We start from the raw sequence: 17,815 nt of genomic DNA, 5'->3' as shown, positions 1-17,815 counted from the left end.
ATTGAGGTATATTTTTTAATAACGCTTCTTACGGTTATTGTTTTTTGAATAATTTCTTTTCTTTACTGGGTTGTCTGCAGCTTTGGCTTTTTTATTAGCACGTATTAATCTATCAGAATCACGTAACTGCTCGTCACGCTCTTTAAGGTTAATCTCACCATTACTAAGTTCAAAAAGGTGATCAAAGATTACATCATCCTCTACGGTGTCTTTGTTCCAGTTTAAGAAACACTTTTTCATATGGTTTGCAATAGTCATTGCAAGCCCTTCACGCATCTCTCCTTTTTCCCAAGAGACCGCTACATCTATCATACGCTTTATGTTATTACCATAAAAACGATATTTGGGATGATTTTGTGGGTACTCTAGTGGTTCTGGACGCTCTGCAAGCTCTTCTCTAGATGGTTTTCCGTATGGAGACTCTACATCTAGTTTAAAATCAGACATTATAAATAACTGATCCCATAATTTATGTTGAAAATCTGGTACATCACGCAAGTGCGGTTGTAAATTACCCATCACCGCAATAATTGCTTTTGCAGTTTTGTTACGCTCTTCGGCGTCTTCCATTGCCGTCGCATCATTTACCATTTTTTGAATATGGCGCCCGTACTCGGGTATGATGAGATGGACTCTCTCCGTGTTGTACTCTAATTGATCTATCAATTGTAAAAAATTAAGTGAAGTTATCTTTTATGTAAAGACACCTGCAAAATACTAAAATTTGTATAAATGCTTACAGGTTTAATAAATTGATAACAGTTATTTGTTATAAGTACGCTTTCGCGAAAGCGTAATCACCCCTATAGAGAGATGACACCCTCTACCTCTGCCACTTCTTTGTACTTTGCTATAACCGCGTCTGGGTTTTTCATACGTACATTTATAGAAACGCTGGTATACTTACCTGTGCGGGATGCATTTTTCTTTATTACGGCACCTAGATGATCAAAGATCTTAACGATTTGTGCCTCCTTTTCGGCGCTTGCTGGCACTATAAATTTATACAAATATGGTGCTGGCCACATTGAAGTGTCTGCTAGCTGTGCTTTTAATTTTATGTAAAATTCTTCTGTTTTCTTTCCTGAATCCATCTTCTTATTTTCTGTTGCAAAGATACTGAAATCACATTCTCTGTAGTTTGCTTAATTTTGCTTTAAAGATTACCATTTTTATGCCAAAAAGAATACTCCTCATAGGTGGCCCTTCTACAGGAAAAACAACATTACTTAATCACTTAGAAAATCTAGGCTATGCCTGCCTAGAAGAAATATCACGACAAGTGATAAGCAATGCCCAAAAGGAGGGCATTGACCAGCTTTTTTTAGAGAAGCCATTACTCTTTTCTACCCTGTTAAGAGATGCACGTATCAAGCAATTTAAGGATGTAGATGGTTTTAAAAATGATTTTGTTTTTATAGATCGCGGCATACCTGACACGGTGGCATATATGGACTTTGTAAATCAAGAATATCCAGAAGATTTTATTGAGGCTTGTAAGGCACACACTTATGACCTTGTTTTTATATTACCTACTTGGGAAAAAATACACGTGATTGATCAAGAACGTTATGAAACCTTTGACCAAGCAAAGGAAATAGAAGAACATCTTGTACAGACATATAAACAGTATGGCTACTCACCTATACCTGTACCTACTGGCCCTGTAGAAGAGAGAGCGCAATTTATACTTAACACACTTACTTCTTGATAGATAAAGCAAAAGATATACTCACCACATACTGGGGTCATAGTAATTTTAGACCGCAACAAGCAGAGATTATAAAAAACGTTCTTGCTGGTGAGGATAGCATTGCTTTATTACCTACTGGCGGTGGTAAATCATTATGTTACCAGCTGCCCTCCCTTCTATTAGATGGAATTACTATTGTAGTATCGCCACTCATAGCCTTGATGAAAGATCAAGTGATGGGGCTTCAAGAAAAAGGGATAAAAGCACTGTCTATTACAAGCGGCATAAGCTATGGAGAACTAGACACCTTACTTGATAATTGTATTTATGGTAATTATAAGCTCCTTTACCTATCACCAGAACGATTACAGCAAGAACTTGTGCAAGAACGCATAAAGCTTATGAATGTGAGCCTTATTGCGGTAGATGAGGCTCACTGTATCTCGCAATGGGGTCACGATTTTAGACCGGCATATAGAGATATTTCAAAACTTAGATCTTTAAAACCCAACTGCCCCATTATTGCTCTCACCGCCACTGCTACAACTAAGGTACTTGAGGATATAACTACTTTACTAGATCTCAAACAACCACAATTATTTAAAACTTCATATCATAGAAAAAACCTCACATATAAAATACGACTTGCTACAGATAAGTTTTATGAGCTAGAAACTGTACTCGCAAACACACAGCAAAGCGCTATTGTATATGTACGTAATAGAAAAGCAACACTTAATACAGCTCATTTTTTAAAGGGACGAGGCATCACAGCCACCTCATATCACGGAGGTATGTCTCGGGAGGAGCGTCATAAACAATACTTAGCCTGGCGTACAAATAAAGTACAGGTAATGGTGGGTACAAGTGCCTTTGGTATGGGAATAGATAAAGCAGATGTAGATACCGTAGTACACTTAGAAATTCCTGATAGTATAGAAAACTACTTTCAAGAAGCAGGAAGAGCAGGAAGGGCAGGTCAAGAATCTCAAGCCGTATTATTATATAATGAGAACGACGAGGTACGTCTAGAAAACCAGTTTCTTAAAGTAATACCAGACACTCATACGGTAAAAAAAACCTATAAACATCTAGTAAACTATTTTCAAATCTCATACGGAGAAGGACAAGATAGCTTACACCGCTTTAACTTTAGTGAGTTTTGTGGCGCTTATAAATTGCACACCATTCTCACCTATAATGCGTTACAGGTATTAGATCGCAATAGCGTCATAAGTTTATCTCAAGAGTTTACAAAGAGAGCAACTATTAACTTTAAAGTAAATGACTTTGCACTCACCTATTACTTACTACGAAACAATCAACTAGATGATGTTGTAAAGGCTGTATTACGTACGTATGGAGCAGTCTTTGAACAGGTGACTAATATCAACTATAATATCATTGCAAATAAAGCTGGTAAAACTCTAGAGCAAGTACATCAAGTACTCCTCACGCTAGACCAAGATGATATAATAGATTACGAGCATCAAAACTTTGACACGGCAATCACCTTTTTAGTCCCTAGAGAAGATGACCGTACGATTAATGTGATTGCTCCGTTTATAAAAACCCAAGAAAACTACAAGAAAAACCAAGTACAAGCCGTTAAAGACTATATAGCAAATGATACTACGTGTAGAGCTATACAGCTTATGCATTACTTTGACGAAGTGCTCGATGAGCCTTGTGGTAATTGTGATGTATGTAGAAACCGTACAGTTATAAAAACCAGAACATCTATAGATAATGCCATTATAGATTTACTTAAAGGCGGTGCAAAAAGTTCACGAGAAATTGCACAACTAGCATACCCACAACAGACAATAATCAATTCTATTCGACTACTTTTGGAACAGAAAAAAATAGCCATTTTACCTAATAACACATACACCCTATTATGAGAGATTTACGCATAGTTTTTATGGGCACGCCAGAGTTTGCAGTGACCATCTTACACGGTTTACTAGACGAAGGATATAACGTAGTAGGTGTAATTACGGCACCAGATAGACCAGCAGGTAGAGGACAAAAAATACGAGAGAGCGATGTCAAGGCATTTGCAAAAGCGAGAAACCTCAACATCTTACAACCTACTAATCTTAAGAGCGAATCTTTTCTAGAAGAACTTGAAGCACTTAAAGCAAACCTTCAAATTGTGGTTGCCTTTAGAATGTTACCAGAAGCGGTATGGAAGATGCCTGCTTATGGCACATTTAACCTACACGCATCATTACTTCCTCAATATCGTGGTGCAGCGCCTATAAACTGGGCAATTATAAACGGTGAGACAGAAACAGGTGTAACTACATTTTTTATAGATGAAAAAATAGACACTGGAGAAATTATCTTACAAGAATCACTAGCTATAGATGATAAGGAAAATGCAGGTCACCTGCACGACCGTCTTATGATAGCTGGTAAAGAACTTGTAATTAAAACGGTTAAGGCAATTGAGCGAGATGATGTAAAGACACATATACAAGACTCATCAAAAGAATTAAAGACTGCTTACAAGTTACATAGTGAGAATACGAGAATAAACTGGGACGCCCCACTCCAAGAAATCTACAATCATATAAGAGGGCTAAGCCCTTACCCTGCTGCTTATACCATACTAGAAAATGGTGGCAAGGAGCAACGCGTAAAAATTTATGGCGCTTTCGCGAAAGCAGATAAAGAGATGCTCATTCCCTCAGGAGCCGTAACGCAGGTAGATGACCATCTCGCTATTGCAACTCCAGAGGGATACATATGTATTACAGAAATCCAACTTTCTGGAAAGAAAAAGATGGCCGTAAAGGACCTTCTTAACGGCTATAAGTTTGATAAAAATGCCAAAATGCGCTAAACCCCTGTAACCATAGGCGTTAAGAGAATTAAAAAATAGCCCCCTCTTTATCAACAAATGGGCATACTTATTAACAAAAACCCCGATTTCCCTTGCTATTGCTTGCGTAGGCGAATAATCCGTATAAATTTGTTAGGGAATTAAACATACAGTTTAAACACAATTAATTAATTAACAAATTATATTATGAACAAATCAGAATTAATCGACGGAATGGCAGAGCACGCTGGTATCACTAAAGCTGCAGCAAAAAAAGCATTAGAATCTTTCTTAGGAGACGTTGAAGGTACTCTTAAAAAAGGAGGACGTGTTTCTCTAGTAGGTTTTGGATCTTGGTCTGTATCTAAGCGTAATGCTCGTGAAGGAAGAAATCCTCAAACTGGAAAAACAATCAAAATCGCTGCTAAAAACGTAGTTAAGTTTAAAGCTGGATCTGAGCTTTCAAACTCTGTAAACTAGTCGATTTTAAGTGTTATATAATGAAAGGAAGCAGTAATGCTTCCTTTTTTTTATGCCCTATTTATAATTATGTTTTTTGTTGCGCTTTCGCGAAAGCGTAAAAACTACATTTAAAAGTAACTCCCCACAAAGAATAGTACGGCAAGTAAAAATGTAGACAACGCCACTTTCTTTAATTCTGGATCAAGCAAGGTGTGCTCCTTTGTATTTCTTACCGTAAGCATATGCTTAACCAATGGTAAAAATGCTATGATAGATACATAGTCTAAAAGATCTGTTGCTCTCAAGACTATAAAACTCACCCAGCAACAAATAGCTACTAGAAACAAGATGTTATGATAACGCACAGCTCCCTTCTGCCCTAAAATTACGGCTAGAGTATTTTTACCCACTCGAGTATCAGACACGCGATCGCGCATATTATTGAGATGCAATACCATTACAGAAAGCGCACCTATGGTTACGGCAGGCAAAATATGTATAATATGTATATACTGTGCAAATAGAAAAAAAGAGCCCAGCACCCCTACAAGTCCAAAAAATAAAAAGACAAACACATCACCAAGCCCCTTATATCCATAAGCACTTCTACCTACGGTATATTTTATGGCTGCAATAATGGCTGCAATACCCAGCAATAAAAATAACAATGATAATAGAAATTGATCCTTGCCAAAGGCGCTGTAAATTAAACTTAGTACAATCACTACTGTTATACTAGAAGTAATTATAATGGCTTTTTTAAGGTGTGCTGCAGTAAGTAAACCACTTTGCATTGCTCTTGCAGGGCCCACACGCTCATCATTATCTGTACCTTTTACCCCATCTCCATAATCATTTGCATAGTTAGATAAGATTTGAAATCCCAGCGTAGCTAGTATAGCAAGGCCAAAGATGAGACCATTATAAGCATTTTCTTGTAACGCTAGGCCACCACCTACTAGTATACCAGCTATAGAGAGCGGTAAGGTACGAGGGCGAGCGGCACTAAGCCAGACTTTAAATGAAGGCATAAAATATTTTAAGTGCGTAAATGTACTATTTTCTTTAGGCATCTACTCGTCTCAACTTTCAAAAGGATTTACTAGATTAGCTACTATTAAAACACCCATCGTTATGAAACTAAAATATGCTCTACTAAGCGCCTCTGTAATTCTTTTACTTATAGCTTGTAAAAAGGAAGAAACTACTGTTGCTACAGCCCCAGTAAAGGAGAAAGCACCTTTCTTCTGGGACGCTGCAAATATGTACTTTTTACTAACAGATCGTTTTTATAACGGAGATACATCAAATGATGTAAATTTTAATAGAACAGAAGAAACTGCCACTTTAAGAGGTTTTGAAGGAGGAGACATAAAAGGAATTACAAAAAAAATTAAAGAGGGTTACTTTACAGATTTAGGAATTAATGCCATCTGGTTTACTCCCGTAGTAGAGCAAGTACACGGGCCAGTAGATGAAGGTACAGGTGTTACTTATGGTTATCACGGGTACTGGACAAAAGACTGGACAGCTCTCGACCCTAACTTTGGGACAAAAGAAGATCTCAAAGAGCTTATAGAGACGGCACATACTAATGATATACGTATCGTTATGGACGTGGTTCTTAATCATACAGGACCGGTAACAGAGCAAGATCCTTTCTGGGGTACAGACTGGGCTAGAGAAAATCCTAACTGTGCTTTTAGTACTTATGAGAACACAACAGCTTGCAGCCTTGTAGAAAATTTACCAGACATACTCACAGGGAGCTCAAAAGAGGTAACACTACCTCTCACGCTTATCGAAAAGTGGAAAAAAGAAGGACGCTATGAAGAAGAAATTTCAGAGCTAGACGCCTACTTTGTTTCAAATAATCTTAAAAAGACACCACGTAACTATATCATAAAATGGCTTACAGATTATATACGAGAGTATGGTGTAGATGCTTTTAGAGTAGACACAACAAAACACGTAGATGAAGAGTCTTGGGTAGTATTGCGTGCTCAAGCAGATAAAGCATTTGCAGATTTTAAGACCAACAACCCAGATCTAGTACTAGATGACACAGACTTCTTTATGTTCGGCGAAGTGTATAACTACTCTGTAGACGGCGGACTTGCTTATGATTTTGGTGATAAAAAGGTAAACTATTTCGAAAATGGATTTGATAACCTCATCAACTTTCAGTTTAAATATGATGCACAAGGTAGCTATGAATCATTGTTTCATAAATATGCTTCTATAAAAGACTCGCTATTTGTAGACAAGAGTTTTGTAAACTACGCAACGTCTCACGATGATGGACAACCATTTGACAAAGAACGTATTAAAGCAATAGAAACTGGTACAAAACTCCTTCTCACGACAGGTATCTCTCAAGTTTATTATGGTGATGAGACGGCACGTGATCTTACTATAGAAGGCACTCAAGGTGATGCAACTTTGAGAAGTTTTATGAACTGGGACGCAATAGATACAAAGACTACAGGCGACGTACTCTCTCACTGGCAAAAACTAGGTGTTTTTAGAAAGAATCATCCGTCAGTGGGTGCAGGTACTCACGAGATGCTTAGCGAGGCTCCTTATGTCTTTAAAAGAGCATTTACAAAAGATAACTTTACAGATACAGTAGTCGTAGGTTTAGAACTAGTTGTGGGTAAAAAGGAAATTGTGGTGGGTAACGCTTTCGCGAAAGCGGAAAAACTTAGAGACGCATACTCAGGAAAAGAGGTTACCGCAATAAATGGAAAGGTATCGCTAGACACGCCTTATAGTATAGTACTACTTGAAGTTGCTAGAGATTACTAATCTAGTGCTTGTAAAAAAGAAGCTACAACTTGGCTAATACCCATCTCAAGATCTGAGTTTGTAATACTAGACTGGGTTACGTCAAAGTTATCTTGAAATGATGGGAAGCTAAAACTCTCTACTACCTCACCTCCAAAACGTGGTGCCGTCTCTTTTATATAATTTAAAGCAGAGGCTGCACCGCGAGCTCCCGGAGAGGTACTTACCACAAGAAGTTTTTTACCGGCTAGAAAATTACGGTCTGCACGTGAAAGCCAGTCAAATATGTTTTTAAAAAAGGCAGATATCATTCCGTTGTGTTCATTTACGGCAATTATGACACCATCTGCTTCGGCAATTTTATTTTTTATAATCTGTATATCTACGGGAATACCGCGCTCTTGCTCTAGGTCAAGATTATACATAGGTATATCGTAAGATAAGAGTGATACGCTTGCAGCCTTATGATTGTGTATACTAGATACTACAAAATCTAGTAGTTTAGTATTTATAGATTTTGTGCTGTTACTTCCTGATAATGCTATTATTGATCTCATACAGTTATAAAAAAAAAGACTACCCGAAGATAGTCTTTTTTATGATTGATGAATTGATGATTTTTATAAGCTAAGTGTAAGTGTTGCTATAATAGATGTATTATCACTTGCCACTGTCGTGCTACTAGTCAAGCCTGTACTGTATAAAGAAGTAGTGCGATCTTGTGTAAAATTGTCATAAGCAACATCTACTTTTACATTTCCAAAATTATAACCTACACCTGCCGAATAACCTGTTAACTCACTTACGGTTGTTTCATCTTTAAAAGGGCTATCTTCATATCTGTAACCCGCTCTAAAGCTCCACTCTTGTGCTCTTATCTCTCCTCCTAGCTTGAGTGCATTTACTGGCTGGAGTAAATTATCTATAGCAGCATTTTGAGCATTAAAGAAAGCATCACTCTCCGGTCTAAAACTTAAGGCAGTGTAATCTTTATATGAATAATCTAAACTTATAAGTCCTTTTTTACCAAAAAGATATGCGGCACTACCTGTATATTTTCCAGGAGATTTAATTTCATAACTTTCATACACATTAGTTACTCTAGGGTTAACTACAGTAGTAAATACGCCAGCATCATCTACCGCAGTGGTTGTGATCCTTTGTGTGGTTTCTTCATCTATTGTTGTCCAAGTAGGAGAGTCATATGTAAATCCTAATCTTAAATTATCAGTTACTTTTGAAATTGCTCCTAGTTGAAAAGAGAAGCCGCTTCCTATAGTTCTTAAATTATTTTCAAAACGAATATCGGTAACGTTTGTAAATCCCTCATCTGGGCCAGCATCGTTAGACTCAAACAACACCGTAGATTGATTATAATCTAAAAAATGAGAGTTTAAGTTAAGGCCTACGTAAAGATTATCATTATACTGCGCTCCAATGTTAAAAGAAGCTTTGCCGCTATACCCTTCTGAAGCAAATAGATACTCTTGCTCATAGGCTTCGCCTACCGTATTTACAAAATACTCTGTATTGCCTGGATCATTTGTTAAGGGATCAAGAATAAATGATTGATATCCTAATAATGCTTGCTGTGCTCCAAAACCTTCACTCTCTCCTAGAAATTGATATAAATCAGTCACAGTCTCACCGTCAAGAGTTTCTAGTAAATCCAGCGGTACTCCTTGCGCAAAATCTGAAAAATATGAAGATATCGAGTTAGTATTAGTACCTATAGCTCTATATTGATTGTCAAGGTTGCCTATGCGGTCATAGTTAAATCCTAAAGAAAATTTATTCCATCCCGAGTTTCCAGCTCCATCTATGATAAAAACTCCTCCTGCTTGGTTAAGAGAAAGATCTGTGTCTGAAGAGTTTGTACTATTTCCTAAAAATGTGGTTGTGTTATCTAAATTGTCATTAGACAAAGAGAAAGAAACCGTTCCTTTTGTAAATACAGCACTTGAGGCTGGATTATCACCTATAGCACTAAGATCACCGCCTAGTGCTCCAAAGGCACCACCCATCGCCCTATACCTGGCTGTACCTGTTGTGTTTGAAGCACTATAATTAAGTGCTTCTGCTATACTTTGGGCAAAAGTTGTTCCTGAGGCCGAAATAGCCAGTATTAAAAATAATTTTTTCATATGTAGTTTTTATTGCTAAATGAACTGTGTAGGATTATCCTCTACGACCTCCGCTTCTGCTTGAACTTGAGCTAGATCTTGATCCACTGCTTCTAGATGAAGAAGAAGACGGTCTGCTATAAGAACTCCTTCTAGATGAAGAGCTTGGTCTAGACGTTGGTCTAGATGGTCTAGAAGATGGCCTTGCTTTACTTCCGCTAGGTCTTGAAGAAGGTCTTGATTGAGTTCCACTAGGTCTAGTAGGACGGCTATTAGGCCTTGTTGTAGGTCTTGTTCTTGAAGACGGTCTTGAGTATGTATTAGGTCTAGAACCTGTAGAGGGTCTTTGTGCACTATTAAGCGTGCCTCTAGAAACCCCATTTCTATAGGTACCATTACGGCTCGAAGTAGGTCTTGCTGTACCTTTGTTACGGCTGTAAGTTGTTCTACTTCTAGATGAAGTTCTTAGTCTCGACCTTGAGGCAGCAATAGCATTTGTAGCTCCCATTCTTCTTCCAGAACCGTTTATCGATCTTCTACCAGCACTATAAGCTACTCTATTACCGTTATATCTACGGTTTCCGTAATAAAAGTTATTATTAAAATGGTTAAAATTACCATAGAAAAATGGGCTATTGTAAGCAAAGCCTCCACCCCAGAAAGGGTTATAATAACCACCACCATACCAAGGCGACCAGAAGTTTCCTCCCCAGCCAAAGCCTCTACCCCAGCCAAAACCACCGTTCCAGCCAAAGCCACCGTTCCAGCCTAAACCGCCCCAGCGATTCCATCCCCAAACAGGACTGTTATTATAAATTGTAACCTGCACATCTTGAACCTCATCACCCCAAGCACCATAGCCAGTAGCAGATTCAAAATCTGTTCCATCTACGTAGATAGCATTGCTATCTTCTGAAGAATATTCTTCTATATCTGTAAATATAGCTCCCTCTCCTTCTAACTCACCGAGCTCTTGTGCACCCTTTTCAAAATAGTTCTTATAAACTTGAGTATTTGATCCATTAGAAGAAGTTGCTTCTTGAGAAGTGGCATTAGCAGATTCATTACTGCTGTATATACCATCGTCATCATAAACTTGCTGTGAGGCACTACAAGCAACAAGTAATGTAGCTGCAAGTGCAGATAAAGATAAACTCTTAATTGAAGTTCTGAGTGATGTAGAAAAATTCATATCGGTGCTGTTTTAATTGTTGCTTGGTGTAAAAATACCTAATTTCGCTTGGTAATTTTACGTTAAGAGAATACACAATATTTGTGCCAAAATAGATTTTTATGGGCAAGAAACTCACAAAAAGAAGTGAAGATTATTCAAAATGGTATAATGAACTAGTAGTTCAAGCAGACCTTGCAGAAAACTCTGCTGTACGTGGTTGTATGGTTATAAAACCATATGGTTACGCAATCTGGGAAAAAATGCAAGCAGAGCTCGACCGTATGTTTAAAGAGACTGGGCACGAGAATGCTTACTTCCCATTATTTGTACCAAAAAGTTTATTTGAGGCAGAAGAGAAAAATGCAGAAGGTTTTGCAAAAGAATGTGCCGTAGTAACACACTACAGGTTAAAAACAGACCCCGAGGACTCTTCTAAACTTATTGTCGACCCAAACGCAAAGCTAGAAGAAGAACTTATAGTACGACCTACTAGTGAAGCTATTATCTGGAACACATACAAAGGTTGGATACAGTCTTATAGAGATTTACCATTACTTATTAATCAATGGGCAAATGTTGTAAGATGGGAAATGCGTACACGCCTTTTCTTAAGAACAGCAGAGTTTTTATGGCAAGAAGGACATACTGCACACGCAACAAAAGATGAAGCACTACAAGAGGCTGAGCTTATGAATAACGTGTATGCAGAGTTTGCAGAAAACTTTCTTGCTGTACCCGTTATAAAAGGAGTTAAAACAGAAAGTGAACGCTTTGCAGGTGCAGATGAGACCTATTGTATAGAAGCGCTTATGCAAGACGGAAAAGCACTACAAGCAGGAACATCTCACTTCTTAGGTCAGAATTTCGCAAAAGCATTTGATGTAAAATTTACTTCAAACCAAGGAAAACAAGAGCACGTTTGGGCAACCTCTTGGGGGGTGTCAACACGACTTATGGGAGCACTCATTATGACTCATAGTGATGACCAGGGCTTAGTACTTCCGCCTAACCTAGCACCTTTTCAAGTTGTAATAGTGCCTATTTATAAAAGTCAAGAGCAGCTAGATGCTATATCTCAAGTAGCAAAGGAACTTGTACAAGATTTAAAACTACACGGTGTGTCAGTAAAATTTGACAATAGAGATACCCACAAACCAGGATGGAAGTTTAATGAGTATGAACTCAAAGGAGTTCCTTTAAGAATAGGCATAGGCCCAAAAGATTTAGAAAAGCGTACTGTAGAATTAGCACGAAGAGATACATTAACAAAAGAATTTGTAGCAAAAGAAACTGTTGTTGATACCGTAATAACACTACTTAAAGAAATTCAAGAAAACTTATATAATAAAGCCAGAGATTACAGAGATAGTCATATAACAACTGTAGATAACTTTGAAGACTTTAAGGAAACCCTTGACACCAAAGGTGGTTTTATAAGTGCTCATTGGGACGGCACTACCGAGACTGAGGATAAAATTAAAGAAATAACAAAAGCAACGATAAGATGTATTCCGCTTAACGCGAAAAATGAAGAAGGTATATGTGTATATTCTGGTAAAAAATCATTGCGTAGAGTACTGTTTGCCAAGGCCTACTAAAAAAGTTTTAAAAAAACTTTCAAATTGGTTTGCATCATCTAGAAATATGTTTATTTTTGCATCCGCAATTTAAGCGATTGTTCTAGGCCCGTTCGTCTATCGGCTAGGACGCATGGTTTTCATCCATGTAAGAGGGGTTCGATTCCCCTACGGGCTACAATTTTTGATTTACAATTCTAGAGGTAATATTGAGAAATATGAAACTAGAATTTCTGGCCCGTTCGTCTATCGGCTAGGACGCATGGTTTTCATCCATGTAAGAGGGGTTCGATTCCCCTACGGGCTACAACTTTTATAATTATTTAGAAAAAACAATAATGGCAAATCACAAGTCAGCTTTAAAGAGAATTAGAAGCAACGAAGCAAAGCGTCTTAGAAATCGTTACCAGCACAGAACGACTCGTAACGCGATCAAAAGATTACGCGATATGACTGAGCAAAAAGATGCTCAGGCTTTATATCCTGCTGTAGCTTCTATGATTGACAAGTTAGCTAAGCGCAATATTATACACAATAATAAAGCTGCTAACCTTAAATCTAAGCTTGCAAAGCACGTAGCAACTCTTTAATAGATCTACGCTTTAGACATACTAAGAACTTCTATAGGACTATGGGGGTTCTTTTTGTTATTTAAAATGTTGCTTAATATTGCTTTCGCGAAAGCGTAAAAAATAAAATTAAGACGCACTTTGAACAATTTAAAACCGCAAGTAAAATTGCACCCGTTTAGGCTAACCTCTGACGATGATCGTGAATGTTGCCCTAACGTAAAACCACTTTAAAATCCATAAAAATGGAAGATTTAGTAAAATTCGTACAAGACGAATTCATCCCAAAAAATGATTTCCCAACCTTTGCAGCAGGTGATACTATCACTGTGTACTATGAAATTAAGGAAGGTGAAAAAAGTAGAACACAGTTCTTTAGAGGAGTTGTATTACAATTAAGAGGTACTGGTAGAACTCAGACTTTTACAATTCGTAAGATGTCTGGTACTGTAGGTGTAGAGCGTGTATTCCCGCTTAACCTTCCAGCTATCCAGAAGATTGAAGTAAACAAAAGAGGTATTGTACGTCGTGCGCGTATCTTCTACTTTAGAGGTCTTACAGGTAAGAAAGCTCGTATCAAAGAAAGACGCGGATAGTCTTACTGGACAATTTTATTCAAAAAGCTTCACTTTTATAGTGAAGCTTTTTTTTATGAACAAAAGTTAAGAACTCAAGTTAATAACAGGTTGAAAATTAAATCATTACATTTTAAACCAACTAATCAAAACTATTACTACATTTATATAGTTCTAATCCACTAGACGATTTTAACCATCCAGAAAACTATAATAGTATTACCGTATTATTTTAGTTAAGTTGCTGTTACTAATAAGACCCGCTGCACAAGCTAGAGAAGTAGATAGTGTAAATGACCTACTTTTTGAATAATCTTAAGTAACGCAACATCCCTGAGATAGTTTGTTTTACATTGAAAAACAACACTATTCCAGCAGAAATTGAACGGTTACAGTCATTAAAACACTGTAATAAAACTTCAAGGGTTTACCGGTAAAGCAATTTCTAAAAAGCCATATCAACGTACTTTGTACAGGGATATGGCTTTTGTTTTTATATAAATGAACGCTACACTTCTCAAAACCTGTGGAAACTTTTATCGGATAGTACTATTATTTTAACATTTCCCACGATATTTAAACTAACTAAACATCAATCAATTATGAAAATAATACACCTATGAGTGATAGGATCACTATTGGTTTTTACATCTTGTGAAGAACCAGACAACGCAATTAATTATGTCTTAGATAACGTAAGAAACGGAGCTGTGCTAAGTACCCGCGCAATTAATAACTCAGTATATGATGTACAATCACCTACTACACCTATTTCTTACGTCCTTGAGATGCAAGATGGAAACGAGGGAGAATTACTTGACCGTGTAGACGTCTTTCTATCATTTGTAGATCGAACATCTCAAAATGGAGACAATAGCACATCTTCAGTGCTCTTTAAAACACTTAGCGCATCAGATTTTACACAAGATGAACGAGGTTACCCAGTCACAGAACTAACAATAACAACCCAAGAGCTTCTTGAAAACACTAACCTTACTATCGATGAAATATCTTGTACTGATAAATTTGTTATAGACTTGACGCTGGATCTTACCAATGGACTGGCCTTTAATCACGACAACAGCATAGGTCCTATTATACGTTACCCAGGCTCAATAAACTCTCCATTCAGCTATGATATATATGTTGTAGAAGGCATCGATAATGATAAGTTTACAGGAGTTTATGACTATAGCAGTGTAGTAAATGGATTTGATGGTCCTACTTTTATAACTCCAAATCAATTTACTCTTGAAAGATCACGACCTAATGTTCGTCATTTTGAAATATTTAGAGACACGCAACAAGCGTTTAATGGTATATTTATACTATCTGAAGTTGAGTTTACTATAGCTTGTGATCAAGCAATAATGACTCGATACATTCGCTCAGCTATAGTCTGTTCTGGACGTGTAGAAGCTGACCATCAAGTGCTATTAGGTCCATCTAATGATTTAAACGGCACAGTAGATGAAATAGACGACACGGTATTTGATTTACGTTTTATTGAAGGATTTGAAGGTAATGACGGATTTTGTGGTTGGCCTGTAACTCCTTCCACTTTTAGACTTACAAAACAATAATTGTAATACAGACATATTGTCAAAATATCAAATAAGAAGCACAGCGAGTTTTGTGATAGATAAACATAAATAATTAGGTTGAGTTTAACAGAAAAGATGACTTAAGTTAGACGTGATTTTAGGTGGAAAAATGCCTTACAAATTACTATATTTGCTAGGCTTGCTCAGCAAGTAAATTTCAACTGATTTATTAAATAAAAAAACTCCTGAATGGCGACAGATAAAACCACCATTAAATATACACTTACGGATGAAGCTCCTATGCTTGCAACACATTCATTCCTCCCTATCGTAAAGCGCTTTACAAAATCTTCTGATATTGAGATGGAGCTAGTGGATATCTCTCTGGCTGGTCGTATCATAGCAAACTTTTCTGAATATCTTACAGAAGATCAAAGACAGGAAGATGCGCTTGCAGCACTAGGAGAACTTGCAAAAAAACCAGAAGCAAATATTATAAAGCTTCCTAATATCTCTGCTTCTATACCACAGCTTACAGCGGCTATAAAAGAATTACAGAGTGATGGATATGCAATTCCAGATTTTCCGGAAGAGCCTACAACAGATGAAGAAAAATCTATACGTGCAAGATTTGCAAAAGTACTAGGTAGTGCTGTAAACCCAGTACTACGTGAGGGTAACTCAGACAGACGTGCACCTAAGCCAGTTAAGCAATATGCTCGCAATAACCCGCACAGTATGGGTGCTTGGAGTGCAGACTCACAGTCTCACGTAGCGACGATGTCTCACGGAGACTTTAGAAACAACGAAAAGTCTGTTACAATAAAAGAGGCAGGTAACATACGTATAGAACACGTAGATGCTGCAGGTAAAGTAACGGTACTTAAAGCTGAGACTCCGGTTCTTGCAGAAGAGATTATAGATGCTTCTCTTATGGAGAAACAAGCGCTTATAAACTTTTTAGAAACTCAAGTTGCAGATGCAAAGGAGAAAGATCTTTTATTCTCTCTGCATATGAAGGCAACAATGATGAAGGTTTCTGATCCAAAAATATTTGGTCACGCAGTAAAAGTATTTTTTGCCCCAGTATTTGAAAAGTATGGTGCTACTCTTGATAAAATAGGGGTAGATGTAAATAATGGTTTTGGAGATTTACTTGCCAAAATAGAGGAATTACCAGCATCTGAAAGAGAAGAAATCAAGGCGGCTATACAGGCTTGTTATGATGCTCGTCCAGACCTAGCTATGGTAAACTCAGATAAAGGAATAACAAACCTACACGTACCAAGTGATGTAATTATAGATGCATCTATGCCAGCTATGATACGCGCTTCTGGACAAATGTGGAATGCACAAGGAAAGCAACAAGATACTAAGGCAGTTATACCAGATAGTAGCTATGCAGGTGTTTTTCAAGAAACTATAGAGTTTTGTAAAAAGCACGGTGCCTTTGACCCTACTACTATGGGTACAGTACCTAATGTAGGTCTTATGGCTCAAAAAGCCGAAGAATATGGGTCTCACGATAAGACTTTTGAAATACCTGCTGCAGGAACAGTACGTACGGTAGACAATGCAGGTAACGTTCTTACAGAACACGCGGTAAACGAAGGTGATATCTGGAGAATGTGTCAAGTAAAGGATGCACCAATACGTGACTGGGTAAAACTTGCTGTAAGTCGTGCGAGAGCAACTGGATCTCCAGCTATATTCTGGCTAGACAGTGAGCGTGCACACGATGCAGAGCTTATTAAAAAGGTAAATCTTTATCTTAAAGATCACGATACAGAGGGACTAGATATACAGATTATGTCTCCTGTACTAGCGACACGTTTCTCACTTGAGCGTATTAAAAATGGTCAAGACACTATCTCAGTAACTGGAAACGTACTGCGTGATTACAATACAGACCTTTTCCCAATACTTGAAGTAGGGACCAGTGCAAAAATGTTATCTATTGTGCCACTTATGAATGGCGGTGGACTTTTTGAAACAGGTGCTGGAGGATCTGCGCCTAAGCACATACAGCAGTTTCTAGAAGAAGGTCACCTGCGTTGGGATTCTCTTGGAGAATTTCTTGCACTAGCGGTGTCACTAGAGCACGTGGCTACTACTAAGGGTAATGAGAGAGCACAAATACTTGCAGATACACTAGACGAGGCGACTATCAAGTTTTTAGAAAACAGAAAATCACCTTCTCGTAAAGTAAACGAGTTAGATAACCGTGGTAGTCACTTCTACCTTGCATTATACTGGGCACAAGGACTAGCTAGCCAAACTAAAAATGCAGATCTAGCCGCAGAGTTTGCCCCTATTGCAAAAGCAATGGAAGAAAATGAGCATACTATTATAAATGAGCTTAATGCAGCACAAGGAAGTCCTCAAGATATAGAGGGTTACTACAGTGTGAGTAGTGATAAAACATTTGCAGCAATGCGACCAAGCGCTACTTTTAACGGGATTATAGATTAAGGTTTTTAC

General features: G+C 37.7%; 16 protein-coding genes and 2 tRNA genes. 12 read left to right on the top strand and 6 right to left on the bottom strand.

What is annotated here, in order from left to right:
* Positions 1 to 15 precede the first annotated feature (15 nt).
* Together I597_RS08170 and I597_RS08165 are read right to left on the bottom strand one after the other, a co-directional pair.
* Positions 16 to 666: a DUF4290 domain-containing protein gene (locus tag I597_RS08170; RefSeq protein ID WP_035328269.1), complete on the bottom strand. Its 651-nt coding sequence runs from the start codon at positions 664 to 666 to the stop codon at positions 16 to 18.
* A gap of 137 nt (positions 667 to 803) precedes the next feature.
* Positions 804 to 1,094 (bottom strand): DUF493 family protein, encoded by a 291-nt coding sequence (locus tag I597_RS08165; protein WP_035328267.1) that lies wholly within the window; start codon positions 1,092 to 1,094, stop codon positions 804 to 806.
* Between the two features lie 80 nt (positions 1,095 to 1,174).
* Between I597_RS08165 and I597_RS08160 the strand changes: the two genes are divergently transcribed.
* The 4 genes from I597_RS08160 to I597_RS08145 all read left to right on the top strand — a co-directional run bounded on the left by I597_RS08160 (position 1,175) and on the right by I597_RS08145 (position 5,003).
* Positions 1,175 to 1,711, top strand: a complete 537-nt coding sequence (locus I597_RS08160; protein WP_035329110.1) for an AAA family ATPase — start codon at positions 1,175 to 1,177, stop codon at positions 1,709 to 1,711.
* Positions 1,708 to 3,597 (top strand): RecQ family ATP-dependent DNA helicase, encoded by a 1,890-nt coding sequence (locus I597_RS08155; protein ID WP_081965025.1) that lies wholly within the window; start codon positions 1,708 to 1,710, stop codon positions 3,595 to 3,597. Before I597_RS08160 ends, I597_RS08155 begins: the two co-directional genes overlap by 4 nt.
* Positions 3,594 to 4,544 (top strand): methionyl-tRNA formyltransferase, encoded by a 951-nt coding sequence (gene fmt, locus I597_RS08150; protein WP_035328265.1) that lies wholly within the window; start codon positions 3,594 to 3,596, stop codon positions 4,542 to 4,544. Before I597_RS08155 ends, fmt begins: the two co-directional genes overlap by 4 nt.
* Positions 4,545 to 4,730: 186 nt before the next feature.
* Positions 4,731 to 5,003, top strand: a complete 273-nt coding sequence (locus I597_RS08145) for an HU family DNA-binding protein (protein ID WP_035328263.1) — start codon at positions 4,731 to 4,733, stop codon at positions 5,001 to 5,003.
* Positions 5,004 to 5,113: 110 nt separating this feature from the next.
* On the opposite strand, the gene menA is transcribed toward I597_RS08145, so the two are convergent.
* Positions 5,114 to 6,016, bottom strand: coding sequence for a 1,4-dihydroxy-2-naphthoate octaprenyltransferase (gene menA, locus I597_RS08140; protein ID WP_035329107.1), 903 nt, complete (start codon positions 6,014 to 6,016; stop codon positions 5,114 to 5,116).
* A 103-nt stretch (positions 6,017 to 6,119) separates the two neighbouring features.
* Here menA and I597_RS08135 point away from each other — a divergent pair, with 103 nt between their 5' ends.
* Positions 6,120 to 7,793: an alpha-amylase family glycosyl hydrolase gene (locus I597_RS08135; RefSeq protein WP_035328260.1), complete on the top strand. Its 1,674-nt coding sequence runs from the start codon at positions 6,120 to 6,122 to the stop codon at positions 7,791 to 7,793.
* Here I597_RS08135 and I597_RS08130 read toward each other — a convergent pair.
* The 3 genes from I597_RS08130 to I597_RS08120 form a co-directional block, all read right to left on the bottom strand.
* A complete protein-coding gene (locus I597_RS08130) occupies positions 7,790 to 8,329 on the bottom strand; it encodes an NADPH-dependent FMN reductase (protein WP_035328257.1) in 540 nt (179 codons plus the stop codon). The two genes, I597_RS08135 and I597_RS08130, sit on opposite strands and share 4 nt — an antisense overlap.
* Before the next feature lie 63 nt (positions 8,330 to 8,392).
* On the bottom strand, positions 8,393 to 9,916 hold the full coding sequence (locus I597_RS08125) for an OmpP1/FadL family transporter (protein ID WP_035328254.1): 1,524 nt from the start codon (positions 9,914 to 9,916) through the stop codon (positions 8,393 to 8,395).
* A gap of 34 nt (positions 9,917 to 9,950) precedes the next feature.
* Positions 9,951 to 11,087, bottom strand: coding sequence for a hypothetical protein (locus I597_RS08120; RefSeq protein ID WP_035328252.1), 1,137 nt, complete (start codon positions 11,085 to 11,087; stop codon positions 9,951 to 9,953).
* A gap of 101 nt (positions 11,088 to 11,188) precedes the next feature.
* Here I597_RS08120 and proS point away from each other — a divergent pair, with 101 nt between their 5' ends.
* From proS to I597_RS08085, 7 genes are all read left to right on the top strand, one after another.
* Positions 11,189 to 12,667: a proline--tRNA ligase gene (gene proS / locus I597_RS08115; protein ID WP_035328250.1), complete on the top strand. Its 1,479-nt coding sequence runs from the start codon at positions 11,189 to 11,191 to the stop codon at positions 12,665 to 12,667.
* Positions 12,668 to 12,752: 85 nt separating this feature from the next.
* Positions 12,753 to 12,824, top strand: a tRNA-Glu gene (locus tag I597_RS08110).
* Between the two features lie 57 nt (positions 12,825 to 12,881).
* Positions 12,882 to 12,953, top strand: a tRNA-Glu gene (locus I597_RS08105).
* A gap of 31 nt (positions 12,954 to 12,984) precedes the next feature.
* Positions 12,985 to 13,236 (top strand): 30S ribosomal protein S20, encoded by a 252-nt coding sequence (gene rpsT, locus I597_RS08100; protein ID WP_035328248.1) that lies wholly within the window; start codon positions 12,985 to 12,987, stop codon positions 13,234 to 13,236.
* Between the two features lie 224 nt (positions 13,237 to 13,460).
* Positions 13,461 to 13,811: a 50S ribosomal protein L19 gene (gene rplS / locus I597_RS08095; protein ID WP_035328245.1), complete on the top strand. Its 351-nt coding sequence runs from the start codon at positions 13,461 to 13,463 to the stop codon at positions 13,809 to 13,811.
* A gap of 602 nt (positions 13,812 to 14,413) precedes the next feature.
* Positions 14,414 to 15,373, top strand: a complete 960-nt coding sequence (locus tag I597_RS08090) for a hypothetical protein (RefSeq protein ID WP_035328243.1) — start codon at positions 14,414 to 14,416, stop codon at positions 15,371 to 15,373.
* A 210-nt stretch (positions 15,374 to 15,583) separates the two neighbouring features.
* Positions 15,584 to 17,806: an NADP-dependent isocitrate dehydrogenase gene (locus tag I597_RS08085; RefSeq protein WP_035328240.1), complete on the top strand. Its 2,223-nt coding sequence runs from the start codon at positions 15,584 to 15,586 to the stop codon at positions 17,804 to 17,806.
* The last annotated feature ends 9 nt before the right edge of the window (positions 17,807 to 17,815 follow it).

Origin of the sequence: Dokdonia donghaensis DSW-1 (assembly GCF_001653755.1) — a bacterium.
In the GTDB taxonomy this organism is placed as follows: Bacteria; Bacteroidota; Bacteroidia; order Flavobacteriales; family Flavobacteriaceae; genus Dokdonia; species Dokdonia donghaensis.
This window is presented reverse-complemented; position numbering and strand designations above follow the sequence as displayed.

What these genes read in the sequence shown, in the direction of transcription:
- menA (WP_035329107.1), bottom strand. Translation starts at nt 6,016, where the DNA reads ATGCCTTCATTTAAAGTCTGGCTTAGTGCCGCTCGCCCTCGTACCTTA.
- I597_RS08125 (WP_035328254.1), bottom strand. Translation starts at nt 9,916, where the DNA reads ATGAAAAAATTATTTTTAATACTGGCTATTTCGGCCTCAGGAACAACT.
- proS (WP_035328250.1), top strand. Translation starts at nt 11,189, where the DNA reads ATGGGCAAGAAACTCACAAAAAGAAGTGAAGATTATTCAAAATGGTAT.
- fmt (WP_035328265.1), top strand. Translation starts at nt 3,594, where the DNA reads ATGAGAGATTTACGCATAGTTTTTATGGGCACGCCAGAGTTTGCAGTG.
- I597_RS08085 (WP_035328240.1), top strand. Translation starts at nt 15,584, where the DNA reads ATGGCGACAGATAAAACCACCATTAAATATACACTTACGGATGAAGCT.
- rplS (WP_035328245.1), top strand. Translation starts at nt 13,461, where the DNA reads ATGGAAGATTTAGTAAAATTCGTACAAGACGAATTCATCCCAAAAAAT.
- I597_RS08135 (WP_035328260.1), top strand. Translation starts at nt 6,120, where the DNA reads ATGAAACTAAAATATGCTCTACTAAGCGCCTCTGTAATTCTTTTACTT.
- I597_RS08165 (WP_035328267.1), bottom strand. Translation starts at nt 1,094, where the DNA reads ATGGATTCAGGAAAGAAAACAGAAGAATTTTACATAAAATTAAAAGCA.
- I597_RS08160 (WP_035329110.1), top strand. Translation starts at nt 1,175, where the DNA reads ATGCCAAAAAGAATACTCCTCATAGGTGGCCCTTCTACAGGAAAAACA.
- I597_RS08145 (WP_035328263.1), top strand. Translation starts at nt 4,731, where the DNA reads ATGAACAAATCAGAATTAATCGACGGAATGGCAGAGCACGCTGGTATC.
- rpsT (WP_035328248.1), top strand. Translation starts at nt 12,985, where the DNA reads ATGGCAAATCACAAGTCAGCTTTAAAGAGAATTAGAAGCAACGAAGCA.
- I597_RS08120 (WP_035328252.1), bottom strand. Translation starts at nt 11,087, where the DNA reads ATGAATTTTTCTACATCACTCAGAACTTCAATTAAGAGTTTATCTTTA.
- I597_RS08130 (WP_035328257.1), bottom strand. Translation starts at nt 8,329, where the DNA reads ATGAGATCAATAATAGCATTATCAGGAAGTAACAGCACAAAATCTATA.